11 protein-coding genes and 1 pseudogene are annotated in these 14,599 nt (G+C 52.7%); 7 read left to right on the forward strand and 5 right to left on the reverse strand.

The features are described from left to right. Nucleotides 1-68: 68 nt before the first annotated feature. A complete protein-coding gene (gene aldB, locus HV477_RS21750; protein ID WP_000183988.1) occupies nucleotides 69-1,607 on the reverse strand; it encodes an aldehyde dehydrogenase AldB in 1,539 nt (512 codons plus the stop codon). A gap of 168 nt (nucleotides 1,608-1,775) precedes the next feature. Between aldB and HV477_RS21755 the strand changes: the two genes are divergently transcribed. Further along, nucleotides 1,776-2,657 carry an ROK family protein gene (locus HV477_RS21755; protein WP_001188269.1) on the forward strand — a complete coding sequence of 294 codons (882 nt, stop codon included), beginning with the start codon at nucleotides 1,776-1,778 and terminating at the stop codon, nucleotides 2,655-2,657. A 274-nt stretch (nucleotides 2,658-2,931) separates the two neighbouring features. On the opposite strand, the gene selB is transcribed toward HV477_RS21755, so the two are convergent. From selB to HV477_RS21770, 3 genes are all read right to left on the reverse strand, one after another. Continuing rightward, nucleotides 2,932-4,782, reverse strand: coding sequence for a selenocysteine-specific translation elongation factor (selB, locus tag HV477_RS21760; protein WP_079898895.1), 1,851 nt, complete (start codon nucleotides 4,780-4,782; stop codon nucleotides 2,932-2,934). Next, entirely contained in the window at nucleotides 4,779-6,170 is a 1,392-nt protein-coding gene (selA, locus tag HV477_RS21765; protein ID WP_079898896.1) for an L-seryl-tRNA(Sec) selenium transferase, read from the reverse strand. Before selA ends, selB begins: the two co-directional genes overlap by 4 nt. A 98-nt stretch (nucleotides 6,171-6,268) precedes the next feature. Further along, on the reverse strand, nucleotides 6,269-6,877 hold the full coding sequence (locus tag HV477_RS21770) for a glutathione S-transferase (RefSeq protein ID WP_000766681.1): 609 nt from the start codon (nucleotides 6,875-6,877) through the stop codon (nucleotides 6,269-6,271). A gap of 475 nt (nucleotides 6,878-7,352) precedes the next feature. Here HV477_RS21770 and mtlA point away from each other — a divergent pair, with 475 nt between their 5' ends. The 3 genes from mtlA (at nucleotide 7,353) to mtlR (ending at nucleotide 11,130) form a co-directional block, all read left to right on the forward strand. After that, on the forward strand, nucleotides 7,353-9,266 hold the full coding sequence (mtlA, locus tag HV477_RS21775; protein ID WP_023227140.1) for a PTS mannitol transporter subunit IICBA: 1,914 nt from the start codon (nucleotides 7,353-7,355) through the stop codon (nucleotides 9,264-9,266). A 128-nt stretch (nucleotides 9,267-9,394) separates the two neighbouring features. Beyond that, on the forward strand, nucleotides 9,395-10,543 hold the full coding sequence (gene mtlD / locus HV477_RS21780; RefSeq protein ID WP_023218898.1) for a mannitol-1-phosphate 5-dehydrogenase: 1,149 nt from the start codon (nucleotides 9,395-9,397) through the stop codon (nucleotides 10,541-10,543). Further along, nucleotides 10,540-11,130, forward strand: coding sequence for a mannitol operon repressor MtlR (mtlR, locus tag HV477_RS21785; RefSeq protein ID WP_000193201.1), 591 nt, complete (start codon nucleotides 10,540-10,542; stop codon nucleotides 11,128-11,130). The genes mtlD and mtlR overlap by 4 nt, the downstream gene beginning before the upstream one ends. A gap of 9 nt (nucleotides 11,131-11,139) precedes the next feature. On the opposite strand, the gene HV477_RS21790 is transcribed toward mtlR, so the two are convergent. Next, complete coding sequence (locus HV477_RS21790) at nucleotides 11,140-11,349, reverse strand: hypothetical protein (protein ID WP_001062558.1); 210 nt, start codon at nucleotides 11,347-11,349, stop codon at nucleotides 11,140-11,142. Nucleotides 11,350-11,638: 289 nt separating this feature from the next. Between HV477_RS21790 and HV477_RS21795 the strand changes: the two genes are divergently transcribed. The 3 genes and pseudogenes from HV477_RS21795 to sadA all read left to right on the forward strand — a co-directional run. Beyond that, the gene (locus tag HV477_RS21795; protein ID WP_000665687.1) at nucleotides 11,639-12,001 is read left to right on the forward strand and encodes a YibL family ribosome-associated protein; all 363 of its coding nucleotides are present in this window, start codon (nucleotides 11,639-11,641) and stop codon (nucleotides 11,999-12,001) included. A 487-nt stretch (nucleotides 12,002-12,488) separates the two neighbouring features. Beyond that, entirely contained in the window at nucleotides 12,489-13,172 is a 684-nt protein-coding gene (locus tag HV477_RS21800) for a DUF3251 domain-containing protein (RefSeq protein ID WP_079898897.1), read from the forward strand. Between the two features lie 43 nt (nucleotides 13,173-13,215). Next, a pseudogene (gene sadA / locus HV477_RS21805) lies at nucleotides 13,216-14,599 on the forward strand (trimeric autotransporter adhesin SadA); the annotation flags it as partial.

Raw genomic sequence — 14,599 nt, forward strand, 5'->3', positions numbered from 1 at the left:
TTACCACCAGGCTGATATCAATGCGGTAGGCCCGATAAGCGCAGCGCCATCGGGCATTACCTCTTGCGTCAGAACAGCCCCAGCGGCTTATCGGAATAGCTCACCAGCAGGCACTTGGTTTGCTGGTAGTGTTCCAGCATCATCTTATGCGTTTCGCGCCCGATGCCCGACTGCTTATAGCCGCCGAACGCAGCATGTGCCGGATAGGCGTGATAGCAGTTGGTCCATACGCGCCCGGCCTGAATGCCGCGCCCCATCTTATAGGCCAGATTGCCGTTGCGGCTCCAGACGCCGGCGCCCAGGCCATACTGCGTATCGTTAGCGATTTCCAGCGCCTCCTCCATGGTTTTAAAGGTGGTTACCGCCAGCACTGGGCCAAAGATCTCCTCCTGAAAGACGCGCATATTGTTCTTACCAAACAGAATGGTAGGCTCAAGGTAATAGCCCTCTTTAAGTTCGCCATCCAGCTCCTTGCGTCGCCCACCGGTCAGAATATCGGCCCCCTCTTTTTTACCGATATCGATATAATTGAGGATAGTCTCAAGCTGGCCGTGGGAGACCTGCGCCCCCATCTGTGTACCGCTATCTAGCGGGTTCCCGCTGCGAATGCTCTCTACCCGGCGAATAGCGCGTTCCATAAAGCGCTCATAGATGGACTCCTGGACCAGCGCACGGCTTGGACAGGTACACACCTCGCCCTGGTTAAAGGCAAACAGGGCAAATCCCTCCAGCGCTTTATCAAAGAACGCATCTTCCTCATCCATCACGTCAGCAAAGAAGATATTGGGCGACTTGCCGCCTAACTCCAGCGTCACCGGAATAATGTTCTGCGTGGCGTACTGCATGATCTGTTGACCCACTTCCGTCGAACCGGTAAACGCCACCTTCGCGATACGTTTCGAGGTCGCCAGATATTCGCCGATCTCGCCGCCCGCGCCGTTCACGACGTTGACGACGCCCGGCGGTAACAGATCGCCAATGACTTCCATTAACAGCAGAACGGAAAGCGGCGTCAGGCGTGCCGGTTTAAGCACCACGCAGTTACCCGCCGCCAGCGCTGGCGCCATTTTCCAGCTTGCCATCAACAACGGAAAGTTCCACGGGATTATCTGCCCCACGACGCCAAGCGGTTCGTGAAAATGGTAGGCCACGGTTTCGCTATCAACTTCGCTAATCCCGCCCTCCTGCGCACGTATACAGGAGGCGAAATAGCGGAAATGATCGATCGCCAGCGGTACGTCGGCAGCGCTGGTTTCACGAATCGGTTTACCGTTATCCCAGGTTTCCGCTGTCGCCAACAGTTCGAGGTTTTGTTCCATCCGATCGGCGATCTTAAACAAGATAGCGGCACGGTCTTGTACTGACGTATGCGCCCACTTATCTTTCGCCTTATGCGCGGCGTCGAGCGCTAAATCGATATCTTTTTTACCGGAGGAAGCGACTTCACATAGCGGCTGGCCGGTCACTGGCGTCAGGTTTTGATAATATTCGCCGTCGGCGGGCGCAACCCAGTCACCACCAATAAAATTGTCATAGCGGGCTTTTAACTTCAGTGGGTACCCGTATTCACCTGGCTGAATACGTGTTGAAGGGGGATTGTTCGTCATGACCAACTCCTTATTGTAAAGGTACTCCACAAGGGTAGACGGTGCTGGTGAATTTTTCGCCAATGATTTCCCGCTTTACGACAGCAATCACGAATTACTTTCCTTTACGTTTCTCCGTCTGGTTTTAGCCATACTAAACAGGTGCCTGTTTAACGTACGGAGAACACTATGCAGCAATATATCGGTATTGATGTGGGAGGAACTCACGTCAAATATGGCGTGATTAACAGTGACGGCGAAGAATTAACCCATCATCAATTCGATACGCCAGAGGACGCCTCCACGTTTACCCGCAAATGGCAGGATGTGGTGGCGCGTTGCCAACAGGACTATGACATTGCGGCAATCGGGGTTAGTTTCCCCGGCCATATTAATCCCCATAACGGTCATGCGGCAAAAGCGGGCGCGCTGGCTTACCTGGATGACGTCAACCTGATGGAGTTGTTCAGCGGGCTGACCGATCTGCCGCTGGTCGTGGAGAACGACGCGAACTGCGCGGCGCTGGGCGAAATGTGGCGAGGCGCCGGGCAGCATTATGACAATCTGGTCTGTATCACCATTGGAACCGGCATTGGCGGCGGTATTATCGTCGGACGAGAACTGTATCGCGGCGCACATTTCCATGCCGGTGAATTCGGCGTCATGCCGGTCGGGAACAATGGCGAAAGTATGCATAAAATCGCATCAACCAGCGGATTAATGGCGTCGTGCCGCCAGGCGCTGGCGCTGCCTGCCGAAGAGATGCCGCCTGCGGATGTGATCTTCGAACGAATGGCGACCGATGTTCATCTGCGTGAGGCGGTCAATGACTGGGCGCGTTATCTGTCACGCGGCGTTTACAGCGTGATCTCTATGTTTGATCCGGGCGTGGTGCTGATCGGCGGAGGAATAAGCGAACAGGAAAAGCTCTACCCGCTCCTGACGCGGCATCTTGAAACGTTTGAAATGTGGGAGGCGCTCCAGGTGCCGATTCAGCCCTGCCAACTGGGAAATCAGGCGGGCAGGCTGGGCGCCGTCTGGCTGGCGCAGCAAAAGCTCGCCCGAAGCTAACGTGTTACGCCTTATCCGGCCTGCATCGTCTACGCAGGCCCGGTAAGCGTCCGCGCCACCGGGCAAAGGCGTTACATCAAATTTCCACAATCTCATCGTGAGTCGCCTGAATAAGGCGCAAAGAATACGGGCAAAATTATTCTGATAACAGGTTCACGCTGGCTATTTTAAGAAGCCAGAAAAATAAAAAGCACATCTGGTTCATTTCCTGATGTGCTTTTTATAAAGCAACGCAATAATTGTATTGCTTCATTTCTGATTTAATTTAACCATTTCATTCTTTTTGCGGAAATAATAACGCATCACGTAATAAATGATCATTCCCACGACGTCGTGTAAATCCAATCCGGTCAAAATATTCAAGGATCTGAATAGCCAGTTTCCGCCCTACATTCAGCCTGTCGCGAAAATCCGCCGCACAGGTTGATCCTCTCTCTTGATCCAGCTCGCGGATCATATTGGCGAAAGCGACAATCCGATCGTTACGATAGTACCGATCTTTTACGATCGCGGTAATGATGCCTTGCTGTGCCGCCTGCCGCAGCACCAGCCGCATCAATTGTTCTTCCGTTCCGGTCTCTTTCGCCAGATCGCGTACCCACCAGGGCTCATCGCCAAATAGCGGTTCGACTTTTTGCCAGACGGCCTGCTGCTCATCGCTAAATCCTGCTTTATGATCCGGCAGATGCAACCAACCGTGATGGCTATCAATCAGGCCGTCGTCGCGCATCCGCTCGATCAGCATCAGGACCAGCGCTTCATCTTCCATTGGCAGGGCCATGCGGCGTAAACGCTCGCGTCCCGGCCCCGGTTCATCGCGGTGCTGTTCGTGGTAGGTCGCCAGCGTATCAAGAATCTTACGCTGCCAGCGGGCGGCGACGGGCGCGCTTAACAAATTGTCTCCGGCCTGGATAAAACCATGTTGCTCAATAAGCTGACGCATACCGAGAGGATTAAGCTGACGCGCCCAACCGAAATCCGGCAGGTTGACGGCGCCGCGTTCCAGATGAATGGCCAACGCCGCGCTATCGTCCTGCGCGTCGGCAAGCGTTGAAAGCCAGTGCAAATAATCTGGCTTACGTTTACCGCGACGCGGCGCCTTAAGCGTCACCACGCGTGCGCCGGCAAGGGTGGCGCGTGCGGAAATATCACGCAGTACCAGTCTGTCATTATCGGCCAGCCACAACGGCGTATCAAAGATCAGCTCGGCCAGCGCGCCTTCCAGCAAAGAGACGCGACCGGTCACATGGCTGGCGGCATGGTGAATATGTAGCGGTTGCCATTGGGAAAGCGGCGCATGAAGCGCCAGAGAAACGATCACCCGGGAAAAAGCCTCCCCCGCCGGCGCATCGGAAAGCAGCCAGTCGCCGCGGTTAAGCTGCTCCTTCTCCGCATCGCCCGCAATATTGAGCGCAATACGCTGCCCGGCATACGCATGGTCGGTGGGCTGATTTTGCGCGTGTAGACTTCGTACGCGCATCGGCGTATTAACGCCGGTCAACCATAGCGTATCGCCCACGTTTACCTCTCCGCTCAACGCCGTTCCGGTCACTACCAGTCCCGCCCCTTTCACCGTAAACGCACGGTCGATAGCCAGACGGAAGCGATGCTGCGCGGCGTGTAAACGTGCAGGAAGCTGCTGTAAATGAGCGCGAAGTTCTGCAATACCGCGTCCTTCATTGGCGGCGGTGACAAATAAAACGGTATCGGCGAAGCCATAGTTGTCGAGCGCCGCCAGCACCTCTTCACGTACTTCACTGATACGCGCCTCGTCCACGCGATCGGCTTTGGTCAGCGCGACGGTGAGCTGGAGATTGCCCGTCAGTTGCAGGATCTGTAAATGCTCGCGCGTTTGCGCCATGACGCCGTCATCACAGGCGACCACCAGCAAAGCGTGATCGATACCGCCTACGCCCGCCAGCATGTTAGAGAGGAATTTTTCATGCCCAGGCACATCGATAAAGCCCAGCACACGACCATCCGGCTGCGGCCAATAGGCGTAGCCCAGATCGATAGTCATCCCGCGTTTTTTCTCTTCCGGCAGGCGATCGGCATTGACCCCGGTAATCGCCTGGAGCAACGTCGTTTTACCGTGGTCTACGTGTCCGGCAGTTGCAATAATCATTTCAGCATCATCTCCATAAACCGGCTTTCGTCTTCAAGACAGCGCATATCCAGCCATAAACGGCCATCATAAATTCGGCCAATGACCGGTACAGGCAGCGTGCGCCAGCGGGCCGCCAGCGCCTCCAGCCGACTACCGCGCCCGTCGTGCGGGGTAAAGGTCATGGCGGCGCTGGGGAGGCGGTCTACCGGTAATGAACCGCTGCCGATTTGCGACAGACAGGGTTTAACCTCCAGCGCAAATTCATCGCCGTAACGTGCCGCCAGCCGCGCCTGTAACCGCTGCGCTTGTTCGCGAATCGACGCTTCGCTGCGGGTTAACAGACGCAGGGTGGGTAATTTCTCCGCCAACGCTTCCGGGTGCAGATACAGACGTAACGTTGCCTCCAGCGCCGCCAGTGTCATTTTATCAGCGCGCAGAGCGCGTTTCAGCGGATGGCTTTGCAGTTGGGCAATCATCGCTTTTTTGCCGACGATGATCCCGGCCTGCGGCCCGCCCAACAACTTATCGCCGGAGAAGCTGACCAGGCTGACGCCTGCGGCAATGAGCTGCTGCAGCATCGGCTCTTTGGGTAAGCCATATTGACTTAAATCCACCAGCGAACCGCTGCCCAGATCCGCCACCACCGGAATATCCAGCTCTCGCCCGATTTCCGCCAGTTCCGCTTCCTCTACCGTTTTGGTAAAGCCTTCAATGCTGTAATTACTGGTATGCACCTTCATCAACAGACCGGTATTTTCATTTACCGCCTGACGGTAATCTTTCGCGTGCGTCCGGTTGGTGGTGCCCACTTCATGCAGCGTACAGCCCGCCTGGCGCATAACATCCGGAATACGAAACGCGCCGCCGATTTCGACCAGCTCGCCACGCGAAACCACCACCTCTTTGCCGCTGGCGGTCGCCGCCAGCATCAGCAATACCGCCGCCGCATTGTTATTGACGATACAAGCGTCCTCCGCCCCGGTGATACGGCATAACAGCGTCGCCAGCGCCCGGTCGCGATGCCCCCGCCCGGCGCCATCTAAATCGTATTCCAGCGTCACCGGCGCGCGCATCGCCTGCGTTACCGCCTCAATCGCTTCTTGCGCCTGCAATGCGCGGCCAAGATTGGTGTGCAACACCGTCCCCGTCAGGTTAATCACCGGGCGCAGCGCGCTTTGCGCCGCATTTTCCAGCCGGAGTTTCGCCTCTTGCGCCCAGTCTGCGTACCAGTCGGGAAGCGTTTGCGTATTCCGGATGACGTCGCGCGCGTCGTCAAGCATCCGCCTAAGCAGATCAACCACCTGGGTATGGCCATACCGATCGCGCAGAGAAAGAAAAGCGCTATCGTGCAATAAGCGATCGATAGCAGGAAGCTGGCTGTAGAGTGTACGCGTTTCGCTTGTCATGAAAATGCCTGGCTGTTGGTGGCCCTCTCCTGGCGGGAGAGGGATATCGACATAAGGGGGATTGTAACGTGAGTTTGCTCAGGCGGACATAATGCGCGTCAAGCCTTTGGCGCTTCGGTGCGGGCAAAGCTTTCGCGTTGAAAAAGCGTTTCGACCAGTTTGACCAGGTGGGGGCGGCTAACACACCAGCCGGGCGCGACCCGGCGGAAGTTGAGATAGCCTACCGCACAGGCAATCGCGATAGTCGCCAGATTGACCGTATCCGTTTTTAGTGTCCCGTCGCTCAGATAACTTTCGAGCATATCCAGGCTGCGGTTGATTTTTTCCCGCTGGCGCAGCAGCTCCGTTTCCGATTGTTGCGCCGCCGGGCGCGCCTGTTCGCGTACAGAAACCAACGCTGCATCCATAATGCCGTCAGCCAACGCTTCAAGCTGGCGAACTTTAAGCGCTGCCATTGGGTCACGCGGGAGCATCGCTGGCGCGATATCCAGCAGTTCAATATATTCCGCGATGATCGGCGAATCGAACCAGTACTCCCCTTTCTCCGTCACCAGCGCTGGCACCTTCCCCAGAGGGTTGTATTGCGCCACGCCGTTATCCGCCTCGTAAGGTAGTTCATTAATAAATTCGAAGGTAATACCCTTTTCGAGCAGCAGAACAGAGATTTTGCGCACAAAAGGGCTGGTGTAGCTACCGATGAGTTTCATGCCGTGTCCTTTTTGCCAACCAGTAAAAATCATAGTATGGCTCAAATAAGACGAAAAGAGACACAAAAGGAAGTTGCTGAATGACATAACGTGAGAGGGCTCGCGACAAAATGTTTGCCGGATCGTATTGACGTTACCCGGGCTTAAAATTTCTTGTGAAGAGGATCACAAAAATTCAACAAAGCACCAAAATAAAAGTGTGAAATATCTCACATAAAATAGCCTTTTAAGGGCTAAAAATGAGATTCGTTGTTTTTTTACACAGTAACTTTGTGATCAATATCACATCAATTACCTCTCTACCCCCTATATTTATGTGACGCAAATCACATAAATTGTCCCTGTCTGGACAGTTGAACGATTCAGTGCCAGATTGCGCAGTATCTACACTACAGGGTCCGGCTACCTCTGCCGCTACATTAACAAACCTCGGGCTTTCAGCCTGCGCGACAGCAACATAAGAAGGGGTGTTTTTATGTCATCCGATATTAAGATCAAAGTGCAAAGCTTTGGTCGATTCCTCAGCAATATGGTGATGCCTAATATCGGCGCGTTTATCGCGTGGGGTATTATCACCGCATTATTTATTCCAACAGGGTGGTTGCCTAACGAAACGCTGGCGAAACTGGTTGGTCCGATGATCACCTACCTGCTGCCGCTGCTCATCGGTTATACCGGCGGTCGTCTGGTTGGCGGCGAACGCGGCGGCGTAGTGGGCGCTATCACTACCATGGGCGTTATTGTCGGCGCGGATATGCCGATGTTCCTCGGCTCGATGATCGCCGGTCCATTAGGCGGCTACTGCATTAAGAAATTCGACAGTTGGGTAGACGGTAAGATCAAATCCGGTTTTGAGATGCTGGTGAACAACTTCTCCGCTGGCATCATCGGTATGATCCTCGCCATGCTGGCGTTCCTCGGTATTGGTCCGGCGGTTGAAGTCCTGTCCAAAATTCTGGCGGCGGGCGTTAACTTCATGGTGGCGCACGATATGCTGCCGCTGGCGTCCATTTTTGTTGAACCGGCGAAAATCCTGTTCCTCAATAACGCGATTAACCACGGCATCTTCTCACCGCTGGGTATCCAGCAGTCCCATGAGATGGGTAAATCCATCTTCTTCCTGATTGAAGCTAACCCGGGTCCGGGGATGGGCGTCCTGCTGGCGTACATGTTCTTCGGTCGCGGCAGCGCTAAACAGTCTGCGGGCGGCGCGGCAATTATCCACTTCCTGGGCGGTATCCACGAAATTTACTTCCCGTACGTGCTGATGAACCCACGCCTGATTCTGGCGGTGATTCTCGGCGGTATGACCGGCGTATTCACCCTGACCATCCTGAACGGCGGTCTGGTCTCTCCGGCATCTCCTGGCTCGATTCTGGCGGTACTGGCGATGACGCCAAAAGGCGCTTACTTCGCTAACATCGCGGCCATCGTGGCGGCAATGGCGGTCTCCTTCGTGGTGTCTGCAATTCTGCTGAAAACCAGCAAAGTGAAAGAAGAAGATGACATTGAAGCGGCCACCCGTCGTATGCATGACATGAAAGCGGAATCTAAAGGCGCCTCTCCGCTGGCGGCTGGCGACGTCACCAATGACCTCAGCCATGTGCGTAAAATCATCGTGGCTTGCGATGCCGGTATGGGTTCCAGCGCCATGGGCGCAGGGGTACTGCGTAAGAAAGTGCAGGATGCGGGTCTGTCTCAGATTTCCGTCACCAACAGCGCCATTAATAATCTGCCGCCGGATGTGGATCTGGTCATTACTCACCGCGACCTGACCGAGCGCGCGATGCGTCAGGTACCGCAGGCACAGCATATTTCGCTGACCAACTTCCTGGATAGCGGCCTGTACACCAGCCTGACCGAACGTCTGGTTGCCGCACAGCGCCACAATACTAATGAAGAGAAAGTCCGCGACCATCTGAAAGATAGCTTTGAAGAGGGCGATAACAACCTGTTCAAGCTGGGCGCGGAGAATATCTTCCTGGGCCGTAAAGCCGCTAACAAAGAAGAGGCGATTCGCTTTGCCGGTGAACAACTGGTGAAAGGCGGCTATGTTGAGCCGGAATACGTCGAGGCGATGCTGGACCGCGAAAAGCTGACGCCGACTTACCTCGGTGAATCCATCGCGGTACCGCACGGTACCGTAGAAGCTAAAGACCGCGTGCTGAAAACCGGCGTGGTGTTCTGCCAGTATCCGGAAGGCGTACGCTTCGGTGAAGAAGAAGACGATATTGCCCGTCTGGTCATTGGTATCGCCGCACGTAACAATGAGCACATCCAGGTCATCACCAGCCTGACTAACGCTCTGGATGATGAATCCGTGATCGAACGTCTGGCGCACACCACCAGCGTGGATGAAGTGCTGGAACTGCTGGCAGGTCGTAAGTAAGCGTTATTGCCCGGTGGCGCTCACGCTTACCGGGCCTACAAAATCCTCTCCCTTGTGGAGAGGGTTAGGTTGAGGGAAAAGCCTCACCCCAGCCCTCTCGGGTAAAAACATTAATGAAGGTTAATACTATGAAAGCATTACATTTTGGCGCAGGTAATATCGGTCGTGGCTTTATCGGCAAATTGCTGGCTGACGCGGGGATACAACTGACGTTTGCGGATGTAAACCAGGTCGTACTCGATGCCCTGAATGCCCGTCATAGCTATCAGGTTCATGTTGTGGGTGAAAATGAGCAGGTGGATACCGTTTCCGGCGTCAACGCTGTCAGCAGCATCGGCGATGATGTTGTCGACCTGATTGCCCACGTTGATTTAATCACCACTGCCGTGGGCCCGGTGGTGCTTGAGCGTATCGCTCCGGCTATCGCTAAAGGGCTGGTAAAACGTAAGGCGCAGGGCGTGGATGCCCCGCTGAATATCATCGCCTGCGAAAATATGGTGCGCGGCACCACGCAGCTCAAAGGTCATGTGATGAACGCGCTGGCGGATGGCGATAAAGCCTGGGTTGAACAGCACGTTGGCTTTGTCGATTCCGCCGTGGATCGCATCGTGCCGCCTTCCGCTTCCGCCACCCATGACCCGCTGGAAGTGACGGTAGAAACCTTCAGCGAGTGGATCGTCGATAAAACCCAGTTTAAAGGCGCGTTGCCAAACATCCCGGGGATGGAGTTAACGGATAACCTGATGGCATTTGTCGAACGTAAACTCTTCACGCTGAACACGGGTCATGCTATAACCGCGTACCTCGGCAAATTAGCCGGTCATCAGACCATTCGCGACGCCATTCTCGATGAGAGTATTCGCGCGGTGGTGAAAGGCGCGATGGAAGAAAGCGGCGCGGTGCTGATCAAACGCTACGGTTTTGATGCCGACAAACATGCGGCATACATTCAGAAAATCCTCGGTCGTTTTGAAAACCCGTATCTGAAAGATGACGTCGAACGCGTAGGTCGTCAGCCGCTACGCAAACTCAGCGCGGGCGACCGTCTGATCAAACCGCTGCTTGGCACCCTGGAATATGGTCTGCCGCATGTGAATCTGGTGAAAGGGATCGCGGCGGCGATGCATTTCCGTAGCGATGAAGATCCGCAGGCGCAAGAGTTGGCGGCGCTGATTACCGAAAAAGGCCCGCAGGCCGCGCTGGCGCAAATTTCCGGGCTGGATGCCAATAGCGATGTGGTGGCGGAGGCGGTTAACGCATATAACGCGACCAAATGACGCAGAACCCGGCGCAGGTTAGCCTGCGCCCAAATAACAGATTGTCAGATATGCAGGCAATAATGGAACAAACCCAGGCCTTTGAAAATCGTGTGCTTGAGCGTCTGAATGCTGGCAAAACCGTACGGAGCTTCCTGATTACCGCCGTCGAGTTACTGACCGAGGCGGTGAATATTCTGGTGCTTCAGGTGTTTCGCAAAGACGACTATGCCGTGAAATACGCTGTGGAACCGTTGCTGGACGGCGACGGGCCGCTGGGCGATCTTTCGGTACGTCTGAAACTTATCTATGGCCTTGGCGTACTCAGCCGCACCGAATATGAAGATGCGGAGCTGTTAATGGCGCTGCGCGAAGAGCTGAATCACGACGGCAATGAGTACGCCTTTACCGACGATGAAATCCTCGGGCCGTTTGGCGAACTGCATTGCGTCATGGCGCTGCCGCCGCCGCCGCATTTTGATACATCCGACGCGGCGCTATACGCCATGCAAATTCAGCGCTACCAGCAGGCGGTGCGTTCGACGATGGTTCTCTCTCTGACCGAGCTGATTTCTAAAATCAGCTTAAAAAAGGCCTTTCAAAAGTAAATCCCGCCGTTAACCTCTTTCTTCTTCTTTTGGTCGGTACAGCCGCCGGTAATATTCCAGACGCTGTAAATAAATGGGCGCGCTCTCCGACGGCACTTCGGAAGGAACATAATCACGCGGCGGCGTTTTATTCAAGTACTCACGGAACGCCTGGCTGGACGCCATAAAATCGACGGCTTTATCAATAAGAAGTGGTACGTTCTCACCTATTTTTGCCATGATAGATCCTCCATGTGGGACCCGCGTCTGACTCCCGCGGTCGCTTATTTGAGTTTAGGATCAATTTAGCGTTGTCATTGAGGAAAATGTGCTTAATCGCTTTTCTTGCCGGCAAAAAGGCGCTTCATCTTTTATCTCGAAAAAAATATTTTATTATCAATGAGATAAATAAATAATTAGCGATGTAATACTTGCTGTAATTGATTATCTTTACGTCATGAGTTGTGAAGAATCACTCACTGCGCGCATACTATAGGATATCTATCCCATTTCTATCAGAAGCTATCCCATGAAAGAAGTCGAAAAAAACGAAATTAAACGCCTGAGCGATCGTCTTGACGCTATTCGCCACCAGCAGGCAGGTCTCTCTCTGGTTGAATCCGCCGATAAATACGCGGAGCTGGAAAAAGAAAAAGAGACGCTGGAAGCAGAAATTATCCGTCTGCGCGAAGTACACAGCCAGAAACTGAGTAAAGAAGCGCAGAAGCTGATGAACCTGCCGTTTCGCCGCGCGATCACTAAAAAAGAGCAGGCCGACATGGGTAAGTTGAAGAAAAGCGTGCGTGGCCTGATTGTTGTCCACCCGATGACGGCGCTGGGCCGGGAAATGGGGCTCAAAGAGATGACAGGTTTCGCGAAGAGCGAGTTCTAAACCTTCCGCATCCCAGGCTCTCAAGACACCCGTTGTACGGAGGGTGTCTTGAATGCATCGGGCTATATTCCGAATTTTTCATAGAAGTATTTACATAGTTTATATACAAGTTCATTTTTAACGGCAATCCCTGCTTTTTCAGGATAAAAAATTCCACTATCGTGCCTGTTTGTATTTATACAATGAATTTTTTCATCCTCTTTTCTCATAACCCGCAGAATATAATTGACCCGCGAAATTAAATAACATTATCATCCATGAAAAAAAATGCTCATACATAAATATTATAATTATATTTTTATAAAGCATTGTTATGAGTAATTGATAAACAACGTCGGGTATTTGCACACTCCTATAGAAGCAATGAATGTTTTCATTATAACCATACGTTAATGGCTATTGGCAATGCTCGCAAAATGATGAGTTGGCTGTATAAATAATAGGTTAACTATTTATATTATATAAATTATTAACAAGGATATTTTATATGTTCAAAAATGGAAAATTTATCCCCCTGCTTGCTTTGGGATTCACATTTTTTTTGTCTGGTTGTGATTACTTCGCAGATAAGCACCTTGTTGAAGAACTGAAAAAACAACAAAAAGAACAAGAAGCAAAGATAAACCTGTTAGAAAAACAACAAAAAGAACAAGAAGTAAAGATAAATTTGCTAGAAAAACAACAAACTACGGTTATCAACACGACTCAAAAGATTGCCGAAGTCGTTGGCCGCGTTGAACGCAAACAACGGCTATTCGACTATACAGAACTGGACCCATCACAAACGCACTATTTTATTATTAACAACGGCAATATCGGATTAGCCGGGCGTATTCTATCTATTGAGCCAATAGATAATGGAAGTGTTATTCATCTTGATTTAGTTAACTTACTCAGCATTCCCGTATCAAACCTTGCGTTTAATATGACATGGGGTACGAAAAAACCTTCCGAGGCAAAAGATCTGCCTCGCTGGCGACAACTCCTGCTCAACACGAAAATGGACTCGACAATCGAACTCTTACCGGGAGCATGGACAAACGTCACGCTAACATTAAAAGGCGTATCGCCCAATAACCTTAAGTATCTAAAAATAGGTATTGACATGGAGAATGTCATATTCGACAGCATACAACCTATTAATGATACGAAAAAGAAGCCAAAAAAATAATAGCCATTGATACAACTATTTTAGAAAAGGAAAGCACTTATTCATGAACAGAATATTTAAAGTCCTCTGGAATGCCGCTACGGGAACATTTATTGTCACCAGCGAAACGGCAAAAAGCCGCGGAAAAAAAAGCGGCCGCAGAAAGCTGGCGGTTTCCGCACTCGTCGGTCTTAGCAGTATTATGGTCTCTGCAGATGCGCTGGCCAATGCTGGGAACGATACCGGCAGCGGTGTTACGGTATCAGGCACAACGGGAAGCGGGTGGATTGCAATTGGTACTGATGCCACAGCCAATACTTACACCAACGTTGATGGCGCAAGCGCCGCAATGGGTTATCATGCCTCCGCAATGGGGAAATGGAGTACCGCCATTGGTTCATACAGCCAGTCCACCGGCGACTCTTCGTTAGCGCTTGGCGTAAAATCGGTTTCTGCCGGTGACCGGGCCATTGCAATGGGCGCCTCATCCTCAGCCAGTGGAAGTTATTCAATGGCAATGGGTGTGTATGCCAATTCGAGCGGCGCAAAATCAGTTGCATTAGGTTATAGATCTGTCGCGAGCGGAGCAACTTCCTCTGCATTAGGTTATCAAGCTACTGCGAGCGGCGACGACAGCGCTGCTTTTGGTAATGGCGCAAAAGCGGTAGGCACCAACTCAGTTGCCCTTGGCTCGGGCTCTATCGCCCAGGAAGACAATTCCGTCGCCGTGGGTAACAGCACCACTCAGCGGCAGATCACCTACGTTGCTAAAGGCGACATCAATTCCACCAGTACCGATGCCGTTACAGGTGCGCAAATTTATTCTTTAAGTCAATCCGTCGCCGATCGACTCGGCGGAGGGGCTTCCGTTAATTCTGATGGTACAGTGAATGCGCCCCTCTACGAGGTAGGCACAGGCATCTACAATAACGTAGGCAGTGCATTAAGCGCACTTAACACTTCTATCACTAACACAGAGGCCTCTGTCGCAGGATTAGCCGAAGACGCGCTGTTGTGGGATGACAGCACCAGCGCCTTTAGCGCTAGCCACACGGGAAACGCCAGCAAAATCACCAATCTGGCGGCGGGTACCCTGGCGGCTGACAGCACCGACGCCGTTAACGGCTCTCAGTTGTTTGCCACCAATGAAAATGTGTCTCAGAACACCACCGATATCGCCGCCAATACGACCAGCATCAATCAGAACACCGCTGATATCACCGCCAATACCGACAGCATCAATCAGAACACCACTGATATCGCCGCCAATACGACCAGCATCAATCAGAACACCACTGATATTGCCACCAACACCACCAGTATCAACAATCTGAGCAACTCCGTCACCACGCTCACCGATGATGCCCTGCTTTGGGATGCAGCCTCTGGCGCATTCAGCGCTAAGCACAACGGAAGCGACAGTAAAATCACCAATCTGGCGGCGGGTA

The sequence above is a fragment of the Salmonella sp. SG203 genome, from assembly GCF_013350575.1.
In the GTDB taxonomy this organism is placed as follows: Bacteria; Pseudomonadota; Gammaproteobacteria; order Enterobacterales; family Enterobacteriaceae; genus Salmonella; species Salmonella enterica.